This is a genomic window from Kitasatospora sp. NPDC018058 (genome assembly GCF_044327205.1).
Lineage (GTDB): Bacteria > Actinomycetota > Actinomycetes > Streptomycetales > Streptomycetaceae > Kitasatospora.
On the sequence record NZ_JBIRFA010000010.1, the window covers coordinates 14763 to 34361 of the forward strand.

23 protein-coding genes are annotated in these 19599 nt (G+C 73.5%); 13 read left to right on the forward strand and 10 right to left on the reverse strand.

All coding sequences use genetic code 11. From position 1 onward, the window contains the following. The first annotated feature begins 95 nt into the window (after nucleotides 1-95). A complete protein-coding gene (locus ACH4E7_RS15945) occupies nucleotides 96-1706 on the forward strand; it encodes a cytochrome bc complex cytochrome b subunit (RefSeq protein ID WP_396249642.1) in 1611 nt (536 codons plus the stop codon). A gap of 28 nt (nucleotides 1707-1734) precedes the next feature. Continuing rightward, the gene (locus tag ACH4E7_RS15950) at nucleotides 1735-2175 is read left to right on the forward strand and encodes a PPOX class F420-dependent oxidoreductase (RefSeq protein WP_396249643.1); all 441 of its coding nucleotides are present in this window, start codon (nucleotides 1735-1737) and stop codon (nucleotides 2173-2175) included. A 23-nt stretch (nucleotides 2176-2198) separates the two neighbouring features. Here the strand turns inward: ACH4E7_RS15950 and ACH4E7_RS15955 are convergent, their stop codons facing one another. Then, nucleotides 2199-2402: a hypothetical protein gene (locus ACH4E7_RS15955; protein WP_396249644.1), complete on the reverse strand. Its 204-nt coding sequence runs from the start codon at nucleotides 2400-2402 to the stop codon at nucleotides 2199-2201. Continuing rightward, complete coding sequence (locus ACH4E7_RS15960) at nucleotides 2399-2668, reverse strand: DUF1876 domain-containing protein (RefSeq protein ID WP_355673769.1); 270 nt, start codon at nucleotides 2666-2668, stop codon at nucleotides 2399-2401. The genes ACH4E7_RS15955 and ACH4E7_RS15960 overlap by 4 nt, the downstream gene beginning before the upstream one ends. A 205-nt stretch (nucleotides 2669-2873) precedes the next feature. Between ACH4E7_RS15960 and ACH4E7_RS15965 the strand changes: the two genes are divergently transcribed. The 3 genes from ACH4E7_RS15965 (at nucleotide 2874) to ACH4E7_RS15975 (ending at nucleotide 4628) form a co-directional block, all read left to right on the forward strand. Further along, nucleotides 2874-3188 carry a YndJ family transporter gene (locus ACH4E7_RS15965; RefSeq protein ID WP_396249876.1) on the forward strand — a complete coding sequence of 105 codons (315 nt, stop codon included), beginning with the start codon at nucleotides 2874-2876 and terminating at the stop codon, nucleotides 3186-3188. A gap of 118 nt (nucleotides 3189-3306) precedes the next feature. Continuing rightward, nucleotides 3307-3924 (forward strand): hypothetical protein, encoded by a 618-nt coding sequence (locus ACH4E7_RS15970; RefSeq protein WP_396249877.1) that lies wholly within the window; start codon nucleotides 3307-3309, stop codon nucleotides 3922-3924. Next, nucleotides 3921-4628: a hypothetical protein gene (locus tag ACH4E7_RS15975; protein ID WP_396249645.1), complete on the forward strand. Its 708-nt coding sequence runs from the start codon at nucleotides 3921-3923 to the stop codon at nucleotides 4626-4628. The genes ACH4E7_RS15970 and ACH4E7_RS15975 overlap by 4 nt, the downstream gene beginning before the upstream one ends. A 71-nt stretch (nucleotides 4629-4699) precedes the next feature. Here the strand turns inward: ACH4E7_RS15975 and ACH4E7_RS15980 are convergent, their stop codons facing one another. From ACH4E7_RS15980 to ACH4E7_RS15990, 3 genes are read right to left on the reverse strand one after another with little or no spacing between them, the layout of a single operon-like run. Further along, on the reverse strand, nucleotides 4700-5470 hold the full coding sequence (locus ACH4E7_RS15980; RefSeq protein WP_396249646.1) for a zf-HC2 domain-containing protein: 771 nt from the start codon (nucleotides 5468-5470) through the stop codon (nucleotides 4700-4702). After that, complete coding sequence (locus ACH4E7_RS15985) at nucleotides 5467-6069, reverse strand: sigma-70 family RNA polymerase sigma factor (RefSeq protein WP_396249647.1); 603 nt, start codon at nucleotides 6067-6069, stop codon at nucleotides 5467-5469. Before ACH4E7_RS15985 ends, ACH4E7_RS15980 begins: the two co-directional genes overlap by 4 nt. Continuing rightward, nucleotides 6018-6416, reverse strand: a complete 399-nt coding sequence (locus ACH4E7_RS15990) for a hypothetical protein (protein WP_396249648.1) — start codon at nucleotides 6414-6416, stop codon at nucleotides 6018-6020. Before ACH4E7_RS15990 ends, ACH4E7_RS15985 begins: the two co-directional genes overlap by 52 nt. A gap of 161 nt (nucleotides 6417-6577) precedes the next feature. On the opposite strand from ACH4E7_RS15990, the gene ACH4E7_RS15995 reads away from it, so the two are divergent. Further along, nucleotides 6578-6967: a thioredoxin family protein gene (locus ACH4E7_RS15995; protein WP_396249649.1), complete on the forward strand. Its 390-nt coding sequence runs from the start codon at nucleotides 6578-6580 to the stop codon at nucleotides 6965-6967. Nucleotides 6968-7014: 47 nt separating this feature from the next. Here the strand turns inward: ACH4E7_RS15995 and ACH4E7_RS16000 are convergent, their stop codons facing one another. Next, nucleotides 7015-8052: a helix-turn-helix transcriptional regulator gene (locus ACH4E7_RS16000; protein ID WP_396249650.1), complete on the reverse strand. Its 1038-nt coding sequence runs from the start codon at nucleotides 8050-8052 to the stop codon at nucleotides 7015-7017. Between the two features lie 102 nt (nucleotides 8053-8154). Here ACH4E7_RS16000 and ACH4E7_RS16005 point away from each other — a divergent pair, with 102 nt between their 5' ends. The 4 genes from ACH4E7_RS16005 to ACH4E7_RS16020 all read left to right on the forward strand — a co-directional run bounded on the left by ACH4E7_RS16005 (nucleotide 8155) and on the right by ACH4E7_RS16020 (nucleotide 12559). Further along, on the forward strand, nucleotides 8155-8889 hold the full coding sequence (locus ACH4E7_RS16005; protein ID WP_396249651.1) for an alpha/beta fold hydrolase: 735 nt from the start codon (nucleotides 8155-8157) through the stop codon (nucleotides 8887-8889). Between the two features lie 154 nt (nucleotides 8890-9043). After that, nucleotides 9044-10489, forward strand: coding sequence for a dihydrolipoyl dehydrogenase family protein (locus tag ACH4E7_RS16010; RefSeq protein ID WP_396249652.1), 1446 nt, complete (start codon nucleotides 9044-9046; stop codon nucleotides 10487-10489). 114 nt (nucleotides 10490-10603) lie between these two features. Next, nucleotides 10604-11698: a WD40/YVTN/BNR-like repeat-containing protein gene (locus ACH4E7_RS16015; protein ID WP_396249653.1), complete on the forward strand. Its 1095-nt coding sequence runs from the start codon at nucleotides 10604-10606 to the stop codon at nucleotides 11696-11698. A 105-nt stretch (nucleotides 11699-11803) separates the two neighbouring features. After that, the gene (locus tag ACH4E7_RS16020) at nucleotides 11804-12559 is read left to right on the forward strand and encodes a GNAT family N-acetyltransferase (protein ID WP_396249654.1); all 756 of its coding nucleotides are present in this window, start codon (nucleotides 11804-11806) and stop codon (nucleotides 12557-12559) included. Between the two features lie 10 nt (nucleotides 12560-12569). Here ACH4E7_RS16020 and ACH4E7_RS16025 read toward each other — a convergent pair whose 3' ends face one another. After that, the gene (locus tag ACH4E7_RS16025; protein ID WP_396249655.1) at nucleotides 12570-13427 is read right to left on the reverse strand and encodes an EamA family transporter; all 858 of its coding nucleotides are present in this window, start codon (nucleotides 13425-13427) and stop codon (nucleotides 12570-12572) included. A gap of 74 nt (nucleotides 13428-13501) precedes the next feature. Between ACH4E7_RS16025 and ACH4E7_RS16030 the strand changes: the two genes are divergently transcribed. Then, nucleotides 13502-14374 carry a MurR/RpiR family transcriptional regulator gene (locus ACH4E7_RS16030; protein ID WP_396249656.1) on the forward strand — a complete coding sequence of 291 codons (873 nt, stop codon included), beginning with the start codon at nucleotides 13502-13504 and terminating at the stop codon, nucleotides 14372-14374. A 17-nt stretch (nucleotides 14375-14391) separates the two neighbouring features. Here the strand turns inward: ACH4E7_RS16030 and ACH4E7_RS16035 are convergent, their stop codons facing one another. After that, nucleotides 14392-15345, reverse strand: coding sequence for a DUF4436 family protein (locus ACH4E7_RS16035; protein ID WP_396249657.1), 954 nt, complete (start codon nucleotides 15343-15345; stop codon nucleotides 14392-14394). A gap of 155 nt (nucleotides 15346-15500) precedes the next feature. Between ACH4E7_RS16035 and ACH4E7_RS16040 the strand changes: the two genes are divergently transcribed. Next, nucleotides 15501-16529 carry a LacI family DNA-binding transcriptional regulator gene (locus tag ACH4E7_RS16040; protein WP_396249658.1) on the forward strand — a complete coding sequence of 343 codons (1029 nt, stop codon included), beginning with the start codon at nucleotides 15501-15503 and terminating at the stop codon, nucleotides 16527-16529. A gap of 51 nt (nucleotides 16530-16580) precedes the next feature. Here ACH4E7_RS16040 and ACH4E7_RS16045 read toward each other — a convergent pair whose 3' ends face one another. After that, nucleotides 16581-17618, reverse strand: coding sequence for a sphingomyelin phosphodiesterase (locus tag ACH4E7_RS16045; protein ID WP_396249659.1), 1038 nt, complete (start codon nucleotides 17616-17618; stop codon nucleotides 16581-16583). Nucleotides 17619-17849: 231 nt separating this feature from the next. Next, the gene (locus tag ACH4E7_RS16050; RefSeq protein WP_355673783.1) at nucleotides 17850-18368 is read right to left on the reverse strand and encodes a GNAT family protein; all 519 of its coding nucleotides are present in this window, start codon (nucleotides 18366-18368) and stop codon (nucleotides 17850-17852) included. A gap of 109 nt (nucleotides 18369-18477) precedes the next feature. Between ACH4E7_RS16050 and ACH4E7_RS16055 the strand changes: the two genes are divergently transcribed. Further along, on the forward strand, nucleotides 18478-19587 hold the full coding sequence (locus ACH4E7_RS16055; RefSeq protein ID WP_396249660.1) for a hypothetical protein: 1110 nt from the start codon (nucleotides 18478-18480) through the stop codon (nucleotides 19585-19587). The last annotated feature ends 12 nt before the right edge of the window (nucleotides 19588-19599 follow it).

A 19599-nucleotide genomic window follows, 5' to 3' on the forward strand; every position in this document is an offset into this window, starting at 1 on the left:
CCGGGGGGTAGAAGTGGGGATCATTCCCCGATTATGGTGGCCCCGACATGAAACGGGGAATGATCCCCGCTTCCATCGGACCGAGGTGCGTGCACATGAGCCGGAATCAGAACCCGGGGCGGGGGCAGCGGGCCGCCGACTGGGCGGACGGACGGCTGGGGATCTACACCCTGGCCAGGGCCAACCTGCGGAAGGTCTTCCCGGACCACTGGTCCTTCATGCTGGGCGAGATCTGCCTCTACACCTTCCTGATCATCATCCTGACCGGCGTCTGGCTGACCCTGTTCTTCAAGCCGAGCATGGGCGAGGTGGTCTACCACGGCTCGTACGTGCCGCTGAAGGGCATCTCGATGTCGGAGGCCTACGCCTCCACCGTGGACATCGGCTTCGAGGTGCGCGGCGGACTGTTGATCCGGCAGATCCACCACTGGGCGGCGATCGTCTTCGTCGCGGCCATGTTCGTGCACATGATGCGGGTGTTCTTCACCGGGGCGTTCCGCAGACCGCGCGAGATCAACTGGGTGTTCGGCTTCCTGCTGCTGTTCCTCGGCATGCTGGACGGCTTCTTCGGCTACTCACTCCCGGACGACCTGCTCTCCGGTACCGGCATCCGGTTCATCGAGGGCGTGGTGCTGGCGGTGCCGCTGGTCGGCACGTACATCCAGATGTTCCTGTTCGGCGGGGAGTTCCCCGGGCACGACATCATCCCGAGGTTCTTCACCATCCACGTGCTGCTGATCCCGGGCATCATGCTCGGCCTGCTGGTGGCGCACCTGATCCTGGTCTTCTACCACAAGCACACCCAGTGGGCGGGCCCGGGCAAGACCGGGAGGAACGTCGTCGGCATGCCGCTGATGCCGGTCTACACGGCCAAGGCCGGTGGCTTCTTCTTCCTGGTGTTCGGCGTCGTCGCGCTGATGGCGGCGGTCGCCACGGTCAACCCGATCTGGGCGTACGGCCCGTACCGTCCGGACCAGGTCTCCACCGACGCCCAGCCGGACTGGTACATGGGCTTCGCCGAGGGCTTGATCCGGGTGATGCCCGGCTGGGAGATCGGGTTGTGGGGGCACACCCTCAACCTCGGGGTGCTGATCCCGTTCGCGATGTTCCCGCTGATCCTCGGCGCGATCGCGGTCCACCCGTTCATCGAGGCCTGGGTGACCGACGACAAGCGCGAGCACCACCTGCTCGACCGGCCGCGCAACGCGCCGGTGCGCACCGCGCTCGGGGCGGCCTGGATCAGCGTCTACCTGGTGATGCTCGCGGGCGGCGGCAACGACCTGATCGCCACCCATCTGCACCTGTCACTGAACGCGATCACCCACGCGGTGCGGATCGGCTTCTTCGTCGTCCCGGTGGCCGTGTTCGTGATCACCAAGCGCTGGTGCCTCGGCCTGCAGCGACGGGACCGGGACAAGGTGCTGCATGGACGGGAGACCGGCGTGATCAAGCGGCTGCCCCACGGCGAGTTCACCGAGGTGCACGCCGGGCTCGCGCCCGCCGAACTGCACCGGCTGACCGCGCACGAGCAGCCCCGCCCCCTCGAACCGCCGCCCGCGGTGGACGAGAATGGAGTGGCCCACCCGGCGGGTGCGCTCACCCGCACCCGCGCGAGGCTGTCCCGCGGGTTCCACGGCGAGCACGCGCGGATCCCCAAGCCCACCGCCGAGGAGTATCGCGGGATCACCGAGGGCCACGGGCACTGACCGGCCCCCACGCCAGAGGGAGGACATCGTGCACGACCGAACCGACCGGCTCGCCGACAGCAGGTACCTCCTGCTGACCACCTTCGGTGACGACGGAAGCCGGGTGGACTCCCAGCTCTGGGTGGTGTCCGACGGCACGGCGCTCGGCGTCTGGACCCCCGCCCACTCCGGCGAGGCCGAACGGATCCGGCGCCACCCCCGGGTGCTGATCGGCCCCTGCGACGCCCACGGGCGCCCCACCGGCCGCCGGCTCCCGGCCCGCGCACGACTCTGCGACCCCGAGACGACGGCGGGCTACCGCACCTCGCTGATCAACAAGTACGGCCTGACGGCGCTGATCGCGCTGGCCCGCAGCCGGTTCCGGGTGGGGCTGGCGGGGACGGTCGGGATCCGGATCACGCCGAACGAGCTGGAGCAGCGACTGGTCGGACCGGAGTGGCGGCCGCCGGCGACGTACTGCGTCAACTGACGGCCGCTCGGGTCGGAACCCGGTCAGGCCCCGTCGTCCGGCGCCCGGGCCAGATCCCCCGGCTCGCAGGCCTCCCGGCCGGTCCCCACGTGCACGACCTTGACCGTCCGCTCGGGGCCGCCGGGGACGACCTGCTGCTCGTGCCCGCAGCGCGGGCAGATCAGCGGGATGCGCGGGCGGTGCGGTTCCCGTCCGGCCTGGTCTGCGCCCAGGTGCGGGGTGGTCACGTCAGCGGGTGGGTCGGGACCGGGCTGACGTCCTGGATCTCGCCGTGGGCCTTGGTGAGCAGCTGTGAGGCGAGATCGTTGAGCGCGCGGGCGCCCGCGATCTCCTCCCCGACCCGCAGCTGCTCCGGGTCGGAGGGGTGGCGGCTGCTGTAGCCGTGGGCACGCAGTTCGGTCCCGTCGCCGAGCCGGAGCAGGGCGGCGGCGGTCGTGCGCGGGCCCTCCTCGCGGAACTCCATCTCGATGTGCCAACCGACCAGAGTCTGCATGGCGGATCACCTCCATCGGTTACTCCTCCAGAGTGCGCCGCACCCAGCGTGAACACCAGAGCAGCCGGAGCGAGGGCGAGTTGAACGCGTTCAAGTCGGCGGCGTAGAGTCGGCACCCAAGCTCATTTGAACGCGTTCAGGAAGGGGTGTGTCCGCCGTGGACAAGGGCACGACGGAACTGGTGGACCTCCTGGTCCTGCTCGGCATGGGCGCCGTCCTGCCCGTCGGCCTAACGCTGATCGACGAACCCGGGCTCGCCCGGATCCGCCGACTCTGGTCGCTCGCCGCCGTCCTCGGGGCGCTCTCGCTCTGGCTGCCGCGCGGCGCCCTCGCCACCGGCCCGGCGGTCGTCTACGCGCTCGGCACCCTGGCCGTCGCCCTGCACGCGCCACTGCGGCTCCCCCACCCCACCCTGGCCTGGATGGCCGCCACCCACGGCCTCGGCAACGCAGTCGGCTTCGCCCTCTGCGCGCTCCTCGCCTGGCGCCGGGTCAGCACCGCCGCGGAGACTCCCCGATGAACGACGACAGCCACCCCGAGCAGGGCCCCAGCCGCACCGGCGAGCCGCCCGCCGGGTACCGGCGTCAATCGGTTGGTGCCGTGGCCCGAGGCCCTGGCATCATCGGCGGGTGACATCGATGCAGCCGGTCCTGGAGATGGAAGCCCCTGACGAGGACTTCGCGCTCTGGCCCACGAACTCGTTCGAGCCGTACGGATTCCTGGTGCTGGACGGGAGGTTGACGCCGGAGGAGGTCGGCTCGGCGGTGTGGCGGATCGCCGTCGCCAACGAGGAAGCCCCCGAGGAGGGCGAGCCGACCGACCCGCTGGACGCCTTCCTGTACGGGCTGCTCACCGCCGAGGACCTGATCGCCCACGGCGGCTTCCGGGTGACCGACACGGCCACCGGCGCCGTCTTCGCACCCGGCTGCTGCAACGGCCTGGAGGAGTGGCGTGACTGGCTGGAGGTGACCGACGGCTCCGGCAAGGCCCGGTTCGGCCACGGACCCGTCCCGCAAGCCGAACGCCTCGACGGCGTGGTGCGGTTGACGGCGGACGTCGACGCCGAGGACAGCGCGGTGATCGAGCTGCCGGTGGACGAGCTGCGCCGACTGCTCGCCGGTGCCGAGCAGGACCTGCGCGACTTCGTCCGGCTGGCGGGCGGTTGGGCCGAGCGGCGGCTCCCCGAGCAGGCCGCCGCCGTCACCGCCGCGCTGGCCCGGGCGTTGGACCTGGCGGGACGGGCGGATCCGGTGTGACCAGCTTCCTCACCCACCGCGCCCGCGTCCACGACACCTCCCTCCCGCTGTACCGGCGCCACAGCGCCCTGCGCACCTGTCTGACCCGCTTCGCCCCCTACGGCCTGCGCGCCACCTACCACCACCTCACCGTCAGCGCCCGGATGCCCCGGCTGCTGGAGGCCGACCCGGACTCGCTGGTGCGCGCGGTGGAGGAGCTGCACGAGGCGCGGCAGCTGTGGGCGGCCCGGCTGGAGGAGTACGAGGCGCAGCGGCAGGCGGAGAAGCGGGCCGGACGACGGCACCCCTCGCAGCCGGCCTGGTGGGACCTGCCCCGGTGGGCCTCGCCGGATTCGGCCTGGCGCAACGACCCTTTCCTGCACCCGCCGTTGAGCCTGCCCGACTACGTCCGGCGGCAGAACGCGCTGCTGGACGGGGCCGAGCTGCCCGGCTGCCCGGCCTGCGGGGAGGAGGGGCCGGCGCTGTCGGTGTCGACCGGCCACGGCCGGGCCGAGCTGTGCCGCTCCTGCGCCCGGGTGCTGGTGGCCTGTCCGTGCGAGCAGTGGCACGGCTTCGAACCCGAGCTGCGGATCGGCTGGAGCCGGACCTGGCGCCGGGAGCACATGAACGGTGGCGGCGAGCCCAACCCGCACTGGCCGAAGGTGCTGGGCACGGCCCGGATCGAGAAGCTGGCCGCGTACGTGATCAAGCACCCGCCGCGCTGACTCCGCCCTCGTGGGCCGGGCCTGGCGGGTCAGGCCTGGTGGGTCAGGCCTGGTGGGTCAGGCCTGGTGGGTCAGGCGTGGTGCGCGGGCACGGCGACCAGCAGGGCGCCGGTGTTCTGGACCCGCACCTCGAAGTGGTCGATGTCGCCCGGCTGGAGGGCCGCGCCGCCGATGGTGTGCACCGCGCTCTGACCGCCCGGCTCGCCGTAGCCGGCTGCCGGGACGCTCCAGGTGGTGACCGTCTGGCGCTCGCCGGTGTGCGAGACGGCGACCAGGCTGCAGGTCAACGGGCCCTGGATGCCGGAGAGTTGCAGGCTGACCTGGCTGCCCCAGGTCGTGCCGTCCACGCCGACGGTGGCCTTGGCACCGGTGCCCGGGTCGGTGGCGCTGAACTGCTCGGCGACGGCGACCACCGCGGGAGCGCCGTCGGCGGTGAGCACCGCGGCGGTGACGGCCGGGCCCGCCGCGACCATCGCGGTCGCGGCCAGGGCGAGCACCAGCCGCCGCACCCGGCCCCGCCGCCGGACGGTCGTGACCTCGGCGACCAGCCGGTCCAGGAGCCGCGGGTCCGGGCGCGGGACGGGCTCGGCCGGGTCCAGCCCGGCGGCCGTCGCCGACTCGGCGTACCCGGCCAACACCGGTTCCAGGAAGCCGAGTCGGCCCACCTGCTCGGTGCACTGCGGGCAGTCGGCCAGGTGCCGCTCGAAGGCGACGCGCTCGGCGGGCTCCAGCAGGCCGAGGACGTACGCACCGGCGTCGACGTGCTCGGCGCCGTCGGGCACGTCGGGGAGGCCGGGGACGCGGTCGGGTCCGCCGGGGTCGGCGCCGGAGGGCTTGATCACGATGTCACTCCCCGTTCCTCCAGCGCGAGCCTGAGCGAGCGCAGTGCGTAGAACACCCGCGACCGCACGGTGCCGGCCGGGATGCCGAGTCGGGCGGCCGCCTCCTTGGCCGTGCGGCCCTTCAGGTAGGTCTCGACGATGATCTCGCGATGCGCGGGCGAGAGGTCACCCAGCGCGTCCGCGACGGTCATCATCCGCAACGCCCGGTTCATCTCGTCCTCGGCGGGCAGCTGCTCCAGCGCCGCCGCGTCCACCTCGCGCGGCCGGGCGCGGGCGCTGCGGTGGTCGTCGATGACGATCCGCCGGGCGACGGTGATCAGCCAGGGCCGCAGCGAGCCGGCCTGCGGGTCGAGCCGGTGGATGTTGCGCCAGGCCCGGACCAGCGTCTCCTGGACGACGTCCTCGGCCCGCTGCCGGTCCCCCGCGACCAGGTGGAGCACGAAGCCGAAGAGCGGACCGGCGTGCTCGCGGTACAGGGCCCGCATCAGCTCCTCGTCCGCGGACCCCGCTCCGTGTGCGGCTCGGCCGCCGACGGGATGCTCCTCGGTCACCACTTCATCGTTGCGCACCCGTGCCTCCCGGGCGAGAGCGGTCGGCATCGGTCAAGGGTGACCTGCTCGGTGCCGTCGGAGCGGGTGACGTCGCCGTCGGCGTGCTCGGGCGGCCGGACGGTGGCGCAGCTACCGTTGCAGGGGGGCTCCGAGGGGTTGCTCTTGTCCTGGTCGAAGTGGTCGCGGGTGAACCCGGCGCTGTCGGTGACGATCGTGCCGAGTTCGGGGTCCGTTGCGGTCTGCAGGGTCGCGGCGGCCGGTGCGCTCGGGCTGCTCGGCGTACCGGGTGTGCTCGACGTGTACCCGGACGGCCCGCAGTCGGTGACCAGGGCAACTACGGCGATGCCGGAGGCGGCCGGCACGGCGGCCCGGCGCGTGCGGGGTGTGCTGCGCATGGGGCGGCTCCCGCGTCGGTGAACGGGCTGGACACCCTTCTGTACGGTCGGTGGTGGCCCCGTGCTCAACCCGGAAGGGCCTCGGAATACCCCGGCGGGCATCACCGTTGTGTGCGGCAGATGGTCCGTACCGCCACCTTCGGAAGGGAAGGATTCGCGAGATGAGCAACACGGTCGAGCTGACCAAGGAGAACTTCGACGAGATCGTCCCGGGCCCGGAGGGCAAGGACTTCGTCTTCATCGACTTCTGGGCCGCGTGGTGCGGGCCGTGCCGCCAGTTCGCCCCGGTGTACGAGAAGGCCGCCGAGCGCCACCCGGACCTGGTCTTCACCAAGGTCGACACCGAGGCACAGCAGGAGCTGGCCGCCGCCTTCGGCATCCAGTCGATCCCGACGCTGGCGATCATCCGTGAGGGCGTGCTCGTCTTCTCGCAGCCCGGCGCACTGCCGGAGGCGGTGTTCGAGGACCTGATCGGCCAGGCCCGCAAGCTGGACATGGCCGAGGTGAAGCGCAAGGTGGCGGAGGAGCAGGCGGCCGACGGCCAGGCCTGACCCGGACCGCCCGAGGGCCCGGGGAGCGATGTCTCCCCGGGCCCTCGTCATGCCGGCTGCCCGCCCTCCTGCTGCCGACCCGGCTGCCCGCACTCCTCCTGCCGGCCCGCCTCGCCCTCCTCCTGCCCGCCTTCCTCGCCCCAGGCGGCGAGCCGGGCCGCGAGTGACCGGACCTCCACCCGCAGCTCGGCCGGCTCGCGGACGGTGAACGGCCAGCCCAGGCCGGCCAGCAGCACCGCGACGCCGTCCAGGTTCTGCGCCCGGGCCCGCAGCAGCACCCGGTCCTCGGCGAGTTCGGTGAGGGTGCCGGCGGCGGGCGGCAGCCGGCGGCGGGCCTCGGCGATGGTGGTCGCCAACTCGACCTCCACCCGGTGCCGCCAGGGCGCCCCGGCCAGCGACTCCACCACCCGCTGCACCGGGTCGACGTCCTCGGGCGGCTCGAAACCGGTCTCGCCCGGCTCGACCCGCTCGATCCGGTCCAGCCGGAAGGTGCGCGGCTCGCCGCTGCGGTGGTCGAGCCCGGTGGTGTACCAGCGGCCCGAGTGGAAGACCAGGCCGTACGGGTCGAACTCGCGCTCGCTGGGCCGGTCCTCGCGGTCCCGGTAGGCGAGCCGCACCCGGCGTCGACGGCGCGCCGCCTCGGCCAGGGTGAACAGCGCGGCGGAGGCCGGGCTGGGGCCGACGGCGGGCGCGGCGGTCAGCCCGAGGGTCTGTTCGACGGCCGTGATCCGCTCGCGCAGCGGCGGGGGAAGCACCCGCTGGATCTTGGCGAGGGCGGTCTCGGCGGCCCGCTCCCCCACCGACAGGCCCGAGCTGCGCCCGGCCAGCAGACCGAGGACCACCGAGGCGGCCTCGTCGGGGTTGAGCATCAACGGCGGGAGCCGGTAGCCGGGCAGCAGGCGGTAGCCGCCGTAGCGGCCGCGCTCGGCCTGGACCGGGATGCCGAGTTCGGCCAGGCGCGCGGTGTAGCGGCGGACGGTGCGCTCGTCCACGTCGAGCCGGGCGGCCAGTTCGGCGCCGGTCAGGCCGGGGCGGTCCTGGAGCAGCTCCAGCAGGGCGAGCACACGGCTGACCGGGTGTTCCACCGGGGCGTTCCTTCCTTGCCCTGACATCCGGGCGGGATCTGTCCGGATTCGATCCTAGAGTCGGCGGTGACGGAGGCCCCACCGACGAAGGAGCGATCCACCATGAGCACGTTCGTACTGGTCCCCGGGTTCTGGCTCGGTGCCTGGGCCTGGGACGAGGTCGCCGCGCCGCTGCGCGCGGCCGGGCACGAAGTCCACCCGGTGAGCCTGCCCGGGGTGGCCGAACGCGCCGGCGAGCAGGGCGACTTCGGACTGGAGGACCACATCGCCGACCTGGCCGAGCTGCTGGTGCGCGAGGACCTGTGGGACGTCGTGCTGGTCGCCCACAGCGGCGCCTGCGCCCCGGTGAGCGGGGTCGCGGACCGGATGCCGGAGCGGATCCGCCGGGTGGTCTACCTGGACAGCGGCCCGATGATCGACGGCGGTTCGCTGTACGACCTCTGGCAGCCCGACTACCGCGAGACCGTCGAGGCCACGGTGGTCGACGGCCGCCTGCCGATGCCGCCCTGGGACGTCGTCGCCGCTAACGTCGCCAGCATCGAGGGCCTGGACGAGGCCACCCTGGCCCGGGTCGGCGCGCGGGTCACGCCGCAGCCGGCCGGGACGTTCCGGGACCGGCTGCGGCTGACCGGCGCCGGAGCGGCGCTGCCGCAGGCGCTGGTGTCCTGCTCCTTCACGATCGACCAGGTGCGGGCGATGATCGCCGCCGGCCACCCGTGGTTCGTCGGGATGGACGGGCCGAACTGGGAACTGCGCGAACTGCCCACCGGGCACTGGCCGATGTTCTCCCGCCCGGCCGACACGGCCGCGCTGCTGGCGGAGCTCGCGGCAATCTGACCCCGTCCGCGTGTTCGCCCGCGCGAAGGCCCGTCCGCGTCGCAGGATGGGCCCACGCCACGCCCGGGTACGGGTGGGCGTACGGGAGCACGCGCGGGCAGCCGCAGCCCCCGCCCCGGGGCGGGGTGGCCATCGAGACCACGGAGGACGGGACATGACCAGCAGCACCGCCGAGGAGTACGACGTCATCGTCCTGGGCGCGGGCCCGACCGGCGAGAACGTGGCGGACCGGACGGTCGCCGCCGGGCTGCGCACGGTGATCGTGGAGGCCGAACTGGTCGGCGGCGAGTGCTCGTACTGGGCCTGCATGCCGAGCAAGGCGCTGCTGCGCCCGGCGGCCGCGCTGACCGACGCCCGCTCGGTGGCCGGCGCCCGGGAGGCGGTGGGCGACGGGCGGCTGGACGCGGCCGCGGTGCTGGCCCGGCGGGACTCCTTCACCTCGAACTGGAAGGACGACGGCCAGGTGCAGTGGCTGCGGGACACCGGCATCGAGCTGGTCCGCGGCCACGGCCGGCTGGCGGGGGTGCGGACCGTCACGGTCGAGGAGGAGGACGGCGGTGAGCGGGTGCTCACCGCCCGGCACGCCGTCGCCGTGTGCACCGGCAGCCGCCCGGTACTGCCCGCCGGGGTGCCCGGGCTGGCGGAGGCACACCCGTGGACCAACCGGGAGGCGACCGGCTCGCCGACCGTCCCCGGGCGGCTGGCCGTGGTCGGCGGCGGGGTGGTCGGGGTCGAGATGGCCACCGCCTGGCGGGCGCTCGGCGCCGAGGTCGTCCTGCTGGTGCGCGGCGACGCGCTGCTGCCGCGGATGGAGCCCTTCGCCGGCGAGCTGGTCGCCGAGGGGCTGCGGGAGGCGGGGGTGGACCTGCGCTTCGCCGCCGTGGTCACCGCGCTGGAGCGGGCCGGGGCCGCCGGGCCCGCCGTGCTGACGCTCTCCGACGACCAGCGGCTGACCGTCGACGAGGTGCTCTACGCGACCGGCCGGGCCCCGCGCACCGCCGACATCGGGCTGGAGCAGGTCGGGCTGCGGCCGGGCGGCTGGCTGGAGGTGGACGACAGCTGCACGGTGCTCGGGGTGAACGGCGAGTGGCTCTACGCCGCCGGGGACGTCAACCACCGGGCGCTGCTCACCCACCAGGGCAAGTACCAGGCCCGGATCACCGGCGCGGCGATCGCCGCCCGCGCCGAGGGGCGCCCGCTGGACACCTCGCGCTGGGGCACGCACGCCGCGTCCGCCGACCTGGCGGGCGCGCCGCAGGTCGTGTTCACGCAACCGGAGGTCGCCGCCGTCGGCCTGACCCTGGCGGCGGCCGAGGAACTCGGACTGCGGGTCAGGGCCGTGGACCACGAGATCGGCTCCGTCGCCGGGGCCTCGCTGTACGCCGACGGCTACCGCGGCCGAGCCCGGGTGGTCTACGACCTGGACCGGGAGGTGATCGTCGGCGCCTGCCTGGTCGGGCCCGCCGTCGCCGAGCTGCTGCACTCGGCCACCGTCGCGGTGGTCGGAGAGGTGCCGATCGACCGGCTCTGGCACGCCGTACCGGCGTACCCGACGATCAGCGAGGTGTGGCTGCGGCTGCTGGAGGGCTGCCGCGGGTAGCCGTGCGGTCCGGGCGGGCGGCGCGGCGAGATGTGACCTCCGGTGGACGGCGGGACACTGGCAGTCGGGGAGGGCGTCCCGGGGGGCCGTTCTGGTGACCAGGTGGTGTGAGGCATGACCGAGGTGCTGTTGGCCGTCGGAACCGAGAAGGGCCTCTTTCTCGGCCACAGCCGCGACCGGCTGGACTGGGAGTTCAGCGGGCCGCACTTCCGGATGAACGCGATCTACTCCGTCTCGATCGACCGCCGCGAGGGCCGCACCAGACTGCTGGTCGGCGCCGACAGCAGCCACTGGGGGCCCTCGGTCTGGCGCTCCGACGACCTCGGCGCCAGTTGGTACGAGCCGCCGCAGCCGGCGATCCGCTTCCCCGAGTCCACCGGCGTCTCGCTCACCCGGGTCTGGCAGCTCCAGCCCGCCGGACCGGAGTCCCCCGGGGTCGTGTACGCCGGCACCGAGCCCGCCGCGCTGTTCCGTTCCACCGACGGCGGCGAGACCTTCACCCTGGTCGAGTCGCTGTGGAACCACCCCCAGCGCAGCGAGTGGGGCGCCGGCTACGGCGGGCAGGGCCTGCACACCATCCTGACCGACCCGCACGACCCACAGCGGCTGCTGGTCGCCGTCTCCAGCGGCGGCGTCTACCGCAGCAAGGACGGCGGCGACAGCTGGGAGCCCTCCAACACCGGCCTGCGCGCCGAGTTCCTCCCGCCGAACAGCCAGTACCCCGAGTTCGGCCAGTGCGTCCACAAGATCGCCCGGGACCCGGCCCACCCGGACCGGCTCTACCTCCAGAACCACGGCGGGGTCTACCGCAGCGACGACTGGGGCGGCAGCTGGCGCTCCATCGTGGACGGGCTGCCCGCCGAGTTCGGCTTCGCCGTCGCCGCCCACCCGCGCCGGGGCGACACCGCCTACCTCTTCCCGCTCGGCGGCTCGGACGACCGGATCCCGCCCGGCCGCCGCTGCCGGGTCTTCCGCACCACCGACGGCGGCACCAGCTGGCAGCAGCTCGCCAACGGCCTGCCCGGCGAGGACCACTACGGCATCGTGCTGCGCGACGCCCTGCGCACCGACGACGCCGAACCGGCCGGGATCTACTTCGGCAACCGCACCGGCGACGTGTACGGCAGCCGGGACGAGGGCGAGAACTGGTCGCTGCTGCTGTCCCACCTGCCGGACGTGCTCTGCGTCCGCGCTGCGGTGGTGGCCTGAACCGCGGCCGCCGGCAAAGTCGCCGGTCGAAAACCTGTTGCCGCGACGCTCCGGTTCTGGTGAGCATGGGCCGCCGACGAACGATCTCGTGAAGTGGGGTGGGCCATGCCCGAAGCGGACTGGGTGATCAGGCGGAACGGCGAAGGCGTACCGGTGGTGCGCTACCAGCCGGGCGAGCGGGAGGGTCGGCCCTGGGCCGACCTGCTGGAGGTCCTGGACGACTCGGTGGACGCGGCGGGGTTCATCCGCACCGAGCTGCCCGGGTGGGTGGTCTCCGGCACCCCCGAGCTCGGGCAGCGGCTGCTGGAGCTGGGCGCGAAGCCCCTGCGACACGCCCACACCTTCCGGCGCGACCTGCGCGCCGATCCCCCGCCCGCCGACTGGGCCGGGACGCCGCTGCGCGAGGGCCTGCGGGCGGTGCCCTGCGACCGCGCCCCGGAGGAGCTGCTGGAGGCCTGGCGGGCCGCCTTCCACCCCGACCATGTGGACCACTTCCCCGGCGACGACGCCCAGGCGATCGCCGAGCGGATCGGCCCGCTGCTCGCCGGAAAGGCCATCGGCCCGGTGCTGCCCTCCAGCGTGCTGGCGGTGGACGCCGAGGACCGGGTGGTCGCCGGGGCCACCCTGACCGACCGCGACGGCCTGCCGTGGGTCGCCGAGGTCTTCCGCCACCCCCGACGCGGCTACCGCGGCCTCGGCTCCGACCTGCTGCGCCGCGCCGTCGCGGACGCCGCCGACCGCGGGCTGGCCGATGTGCACCTGATGGTGTCCGAGGGCAACCCGGCCCGCCGCGTCTACGAGTCGCTGGGATTCCTGCTGCAGGAGACCTCGCTGACCGTGATCGTGCCCGAGGCCGGGTAGCACTCAAGGCTCAGGGGCGGGCGAGCTCCAGGACGGCGATCCCGCCCAGAACGGTGAGCGCGGCGGTCAGCCGCAGCCGCCCGAGGCGCTCCCGGAACACCACGGCGGCGATCAGCGCGGCGATGACGATGCTGGTCTCGCGCAGCGCCGCGACCGTCGCCAGGCTGCCCCGGGACTGCGCCCAGACCACCAGGCCGTACGCCGTCAGGGAGAGCACCCCGCCCGCGATCCCCAGCGGCAGCACCCTGCCCGCCCCGGCGAGCAGGGTGCGGCCGCGCCGGGCCCAGACGACCAGAGCGAGCGTCGGCCCCTGGAGCAGGAACAGCCAGGCCACATAGCCGCCGACCGTCCCGGCGTGCCGGACGCCGCTGCCGTCCAGCACGGTGTACCCGGCGATCATCACGCCGGTACCGGCCGCGGCCGCGAGTGCGGGCAGCTGCGCCCGCCCGGGTATGCCCTGGGAGAAGGCCAACCCGATCAGGCCGCAGGAGATCACCACCACGCCCACCAGCTCGCCCGCGCCCAGGTGCTGGCCGAGCACGGTGACCGACAGCACGGCGACCAACAGCGGCGCCGAGCCGCGGGCGATCGGGTACATCTGCCCGAAGTCGCCCAACTGGTACGCCCTCAGCAGCAGGACCGTCGAGATCGTCTGGACGACCGTCGAGGCCAGCAGGTACGGCCAGGCCGCGGCGGCCGGCAGCGGGTTGACCGCGACCAGGACCAGCGCACACGCGGTGTAGGTCAGGTTGATCAGCGTGAAACCGACCAGTTTGTCGGGGATCCGGTGCGCCAGCCCGTTCCACACGGCGTGCAGCACGGCCGCCGTGAGCACGGCCACCGGCACGGCCGACCCGAGTTCAGACATGGCGAAGCTCCCCTCCCGTCAGCCTGCCGGATTTCCGGCGGGCTTGGAACTGAATTCCACGCTACCCTAGCCCCATGGAAGAACGTTCCGAATTTTTCACGCCCCTGGAATCCCAGCTGGCCGCGCGGATCCGGGCCCGGCTCGGCGAGCTGCGCGGCACCGAGGCGAGGGTCGCCCAGGTGGTGCTGGACCGGGGCGCCGACCTGGTGCACCTGAGCGTCAGCGACGTGGCGACACTGGCCGGGACGGCACCCTCCTCGGTGGTCCGGGCCTGCCAGCGGCTGGGCTTCCGCGGCTTCCAGGAGCTGAAGATCGCCGCCGCCCTGCACGCCCCCGCCGTCCCCACCCCGGGGCCGGCCGCGGACGCCGACGACCCGGCCGCCCGGGCGCTCGCCGACACCCTGCGCGCCGCCCGGGAGGCCCTGGAGGGCATCACCGCCACGCTCGGCCCGGACGACCTGCGGGCGGCGGCCGAACTGCTGAACGGCGCCCCCCAGGTGCTCCTGGTCGGCACCGGGCTGTCCGGCGCGGTGGTGCTCGACCTCGCCTACCGGCTGCGCGCGCTCGGCCTGCCGGTGGACGCCCCCGCCGACTCGATCACCGCCCAGCTGGTCGCCGCCACGCTGGCGCCGGGTGCCGTCTGCCTGGCCGTCAGCCACACCGGCGCGACCCGCATCGTGGTGGACACGGCGCGCAGCGCCCGCGAGGCCGGGGCCGAGGTGCTGGCGCTCACCAGCTACGCCCGCTCGCCGCTCACCGAGACGGCGACCTGCGCCCTGATCGCGGGCGGGCAGGACCTGGTCTTCGGCCTGGAGACCACGGCCAGCCGCCTCGCCCACCTGGCCGCCGTGGACGCGCTCGCCCAGACCCTGCTGGCACTGCGCGGGCCGCGCGCGGAGCAGGCCCTGCGCCTCTCGGCGGACGCCTGCGCGCGCTACGCCTACTAGAACCGCCCGTGAGCAGGCTAGGAGCGGGGCCGGTGCTCGCCCTCGACCCGGGCGCCGTGCACCACGACCATGGTCAGGCCGACCGCGACCAGCAGCTCCGCCCAGAAGAACGCCGCGTAGTCCAGCAGCGAGCCGATCGGCGGGTTGCCGGGCGCGGCGTTGCGCATCCCGACCAGGGCGAACAGCGTCGCCGCCATCCAGCTCAGGGCGGGCCAGATGATCCCCCGGCGCTGCCGGACGATCAGCCAGGCCGCGAGCAGCACGGCCAGGGCCAGCGCCCACATCGCCGCCATCATGAACCAGGCCAGGATGAAGGTGCTGCGCGAGCGGCTGATCCGCTCGGTCACCCCGATGCCGAGGCCTTCGGTCTCCTTGTCGCCCAGTTTGAAGGCGAAGAACGGGTCGGCCTCCTGGATCCCGACCACCACCGGGGTCGGCTTCCCGCCGACGGTGGCCCGGAAGCCGATCTGCGCCCGGTAGCCGTCGAAGGGGTAGTCCGTGATCCGCCCGCCGAACAGGCTGAACGACACCGGGTTGGAACCGATCGGCTGCCCGGCCGGGTACCTGAGCAGGGTCTGTTCCAGCGAGGTGGTCTCCACCACCATGTCCTGCGCGGGAACCAACTGGCCGGAGGGCCCCTGCAGAGTGCCGCGCGGCTGGACCAGGACCTTCGCGGCGACCGTCTGCGCGGTCGCGTCCACCCGTTGGAGCACCACGTCGACCTCCACGAAGTCCGGTCCGGAGGCGGTGCTCACCACCTGGGCGTGACCGCGGCTGGAGCGCTCGTTGAGGTAGAACAGCAGCCCGGCGGCCACGGACAGCACGATCGTCACCACCACGGCGTAGGCGCTCCAGGGCCTGACCTTCGGCCGGGTGGCGCTGACGGCGCGCACCCGGGTGTGGACGCGGACCCGCGGCCGGGCCGTCGGGCGCGGTGGCCGGGCGGTCCGGCGGTGCGGCGGCGTGCTCATCGACCTGCTCCCACGGTCGGCGGCGGCACCGAATGCCGCCCGTCCCGCCAGCCTCGACACGGCAGCACCGGTTCCGCAAACCCGGCGGGCCGATCGGGGCCCGTTCGGGGCTCGGGAAACCCGCTGGTCGGAGGTGCTGTGTAGGCTCAATGCTCATGGCGAGGGTGACACGGGACGATGTGGCGCGGGTGGCGGGGACATCCACGGCGGTCGTGAGTTATGTGATCAATGACGGGCCCCGGCCGGTGGCACCGGCGACCCGGGCCCGGGTGCTCGCCGCGGTCGAGGAGCTCGGTTACCGACCCAACCGGGTCGCCCAGGCGATGGCGCGGCGGCGGACCAACCTGCTCGGGATGGTCGTGCCGGACGCCCGCCAGCCCTTCTTCGCCGGGCTCGCCCACGCCGTGGAGCAGGCCGCGACCGAGCACGGGCGGCTGCTGCTGATCGGCAACTCCGACTACGCCGACGAGCGCGAGGCGCACTACATCCGCGCCTTCCTCGGCATGCAGGTGGACGGGCTGATCCTGGTCACCCAGGACCCGGCCACCCCCGGGCTGACCGGCTTCGACTCGGCCGACGGCACCCCGGTCGTGCTGCTGCACCACCGGGCGGAGAGCGCGGACGGCGTGGCCGTGGTGGCGGACGACGAGGGCGGCGCCCGCGAGGTGGTGCGCCACCTGCTGGCCCACGGCCACGCCGAGGTGCACTGCTTCGGCGGCACCCTGGCGCTCAGCCCGCTCGACCCGGTCACCGGGCGGACGGCCGGCTGGGCCGAGGCGCTGGCCGAGGCCGGGCTGTCCCCCGAGGGCCGGCTGACCCAGGCGCCCTTCGACCGGGTCCGGGCGCACGCCGAGGCGCTCGCCCTGCTGAGCCGGCCCGACCGGCCGTCCGCCGTGTTCTGCGCGACGGACGACCAGGCGATAGGCCTGCTGCGGGCCGCCGACGACCTCGGTATCCGGGTGCCGGAGGACCTCGCGGTGGCCGGCTTCGACGACATCGCCGAGGCGGTGATCGCCGGACCGGCGCTGACCACCGTCACCACCGCGCAGGACGAGATGGCCCGGGCCGCGCTGGAGCTGGTCCTCGGCGGGCCGGAGCGCCGCGCCACCGGGGCCCGGACCTTCCCGGCCAGGCTGGTGGTGCGGCGCTCCTGCGGCTGCCCGGCTCCGAGCCGCCTGTCGTGATGTCAAAGCCGTGATGTCAAAGCCGTGACGCCGAGGACGTGATGCGGCGGGTCAGTTCAGCTGGAAGGTGGCCTCGACCGGGTAGTGGTCGCTGGGCGCGTTGGTGTCCAGCTGACCCGGGGTCCAGCCGGCCTGCGGGTCGAAGTCGACCTTCACGTTGGACATCCCGGCCGGCACCGGGCGGCCCGGGGCGTTGAGGTAGCCGATGTAGTCGAGGTCGTCCCGGTAGTCCTTGGGGAAGGTCTCGACGCCCGCCATGTACTGGCACCAGGACGCGACCGGGCAGTCCATGGTGGTGCGGTCCTGGCCCGGGTCGGTGGCCGGGGTGCCGAGCACGCCGTTCACCGCGTTCTGGGCGTTGGAGTAGTCGCCGCGGCTCTGGCCGTGGAAGTACTCGACGTTGAGGTCGCCGCCGATCAGCACCGGCGCGCTGCTGCCGACGATCCCGTCGACCCAGGCGCGGATCTCGGCGAGTTGGCCGAGCCGGGTGGACTGGGTGGTGTCGGTGGAGACGTCCGACTCGTCGGCCTGCAGGTGGGTGCCGACCACCCAGGAGGTGTTGCCGCCCTTGTCCACCTGCACCAGCGCCGCACCCTTGTTGGCGTGGTAGTCCCAGGTGCCGTAGGTGGAGTTGCTGAAGACGTGGGCGTACTGGGCGGTGATCGGGTACTTGGAGAGGATCATCGTGCCGCCGTTGATGACGAACCACGAGTTGGAGCAGTTGCCGCTGATGCCGGTCCAGCCGCCGCCGGAGCAGGTCTCGCCGACCACCGGGGTGCGGTACGGGTAGAGGTCGGCCAGCTTGCTGTTGATGTCGGCGGTCGAGCTGTTGTTGAACTGCTCGTCCAGGATGACCACGTCGGCGTTGTGCTGACGGACGATCTGCTCGATCACCGGGGTACGGCGGGCGGCCTGCTCGTTCTGGGTGCTGTCGACGACGGCGGTGCCGAGGTCGACGTTGAAGGCGAAGACGGAGAGCGTGGTCGGGTTCGCCGAGGCGGTGGCGGAAGCGGTCGGGGCGGTGCCGCCGAACAGCAGTGCGGCGGCGGCCGCCGAGGTGAGGGCGGTGGCCGTGCGACGCGAGAGCATGGGCGTTCTCCTGGGGGGATCCGTCAATCCGGTGGTCCCGGCGCCGGAGGGGACCGGCCGCCGGGGATTGGCGGGGGAACGCTAGCTACCGCTCGGTACGTCGGGAAGAACGCCAGGCGATCAGTTCCGGCAGATCGTGTGGCCGTGAGATGTCTGTACAGCTCTGGGCGGGTGGACGACAAGATGTCTGTACACCCTCGCACCCGACACCCGAGCCCCGGTGAACCGCCGTCAGCCGTCCAACAGTTCGTCCGCGAGCAGATCCATCAGCAGGTTGTCGTGCCAACTTCCGTCCGGGCCGCGCTCGTACTGGCGCATGGTGCCGACCGGGCGGAAGCCCACCTTGGCGTAGCAGCGGATCGCGGCGGCGTTGTCCGCGGCCGGGTCGATCACCAGCCGGTGGTAGTGGTGGTCGTGCACCAGGTGCCGGGCCATGGTGCGGACGGCGTCGGTGCCCAGGCCCAGACCGTGCACCGACGGGTCCAGGTACAGGTCCATCCCGGCGTGCCGGTACTCGTCGTCGTTGTTGGCGTACCACTGGATGGCGCCGACCACCCGGCCGCCCAGGTCGATCGCGAAGGTCTCGGTGTCGGGCGATTCCAAGTCCCCCGCGACCTCGTCGGCCAGGTCGTCACCGCCGCGCCAGCGGGCGAACACCTCGGGCGTGCTGCGGATCGCCACCAGCGCCGGGATGTCGTCCCCGGTGGCCGGGCGGAGGGTGACCAAGGTGCCGTGCAGAATCGTCCCCATATGGGGCATGTTGGCACGGAAACCGGCCTGCGGCGAGCGGTTTGACCACCTTGCCCGCAGCCTTGACCGCATTGCCCGCACCCCGCGCGACCAGGGATGATGCTCCGCCGTGACACACTTCATCATCATCGTGCTGGTCGTGGCGATCTCCGCCGCCGTGACCAGGGCCCGGAAGTCCAGGGCCACCACCTGGACGCAGACCGCGTTCGACGCCGCGGCCTACGGACTCGCCCCGCGCGACCGGCTCGACCCGCGCCGGGCCGGCCCGGCGCCCGCCCCGCACCGCCGCAAGGAGTCGCAGGCGATAGCCGACGCGGCCTGGGCCGGGAACTGGCGGCCCGCCGCCGAGTACGTCGAGGCCGCCGGGCAGGACTGGGACGAGCGCTGGTCCCGACTGGACCTGCTGGACTCGATCGCCGACCAGGACGACGCCTGGCTCAAGGCCTGGCGCGCGGCCGACCCGGGCCACTGCGACGCGGCGGCCCTGGAGGCCAGCCGGATGGTGCACGCGGCCTGGGAGATCCGGGGGAGCAAGTACGCCCACGAGGTGCCCGAAGAGGACATGAACCGCTTCCGGGCGATGCTGCCCGCCGCGATCGAGGCGGCCAAGCGGGCCTCGCTGCTCGACCCGGCCAACCCGGCGCCCTGGGTGGTCATGGTGACCGCCGCGCGCGGCGCGCGGTACCAGCCCGAGCAGTTCGAGGAGCTGTGGCGCGGCCTGGTCGAGCGGGCGCCGTTCCACTACGACGGACACCTGCAGGCGCTGCAGTACTGGTGCGCCAAGTGGTTCGGCTCGGACAAGAAGATGATGGCCTTCGCCGAGAAGGCGATGGACTCGGCCCCGGCCGGCAGCCCGCTGGCCGGCATCTACCTCTTCGCGCTGTACGAGCTGCAGCTGCGCAAGACCCTCGGCGGACTGACCAGTCACGCGACGCAGCGCCGGCTGGAGCAGGTGGCGGCGTCGCTGGCGCAGGTCCGGCCGGACGACCAGCGGCTGACCATGCCGCGGCACCTGCTCGCCGCCTACGCGGGCCGGGCGGAGCTGTACGACGTCGCGCTGGAGCAGTTCCGGGCGATCGGCCCGTACTGCGGCTGCAAGCCGTGGACCGAGTCCGACGACCCGGTGGCCGCCTTCGAGCAGGCGCGCGGGGCCGCCGTCCGGCTCTCCGGCGCGCAGCCGCTGCCGCCGGAGCTGCGGCCCAAGGCGGGCCTGCGGTAAGGGAGTCGGGGA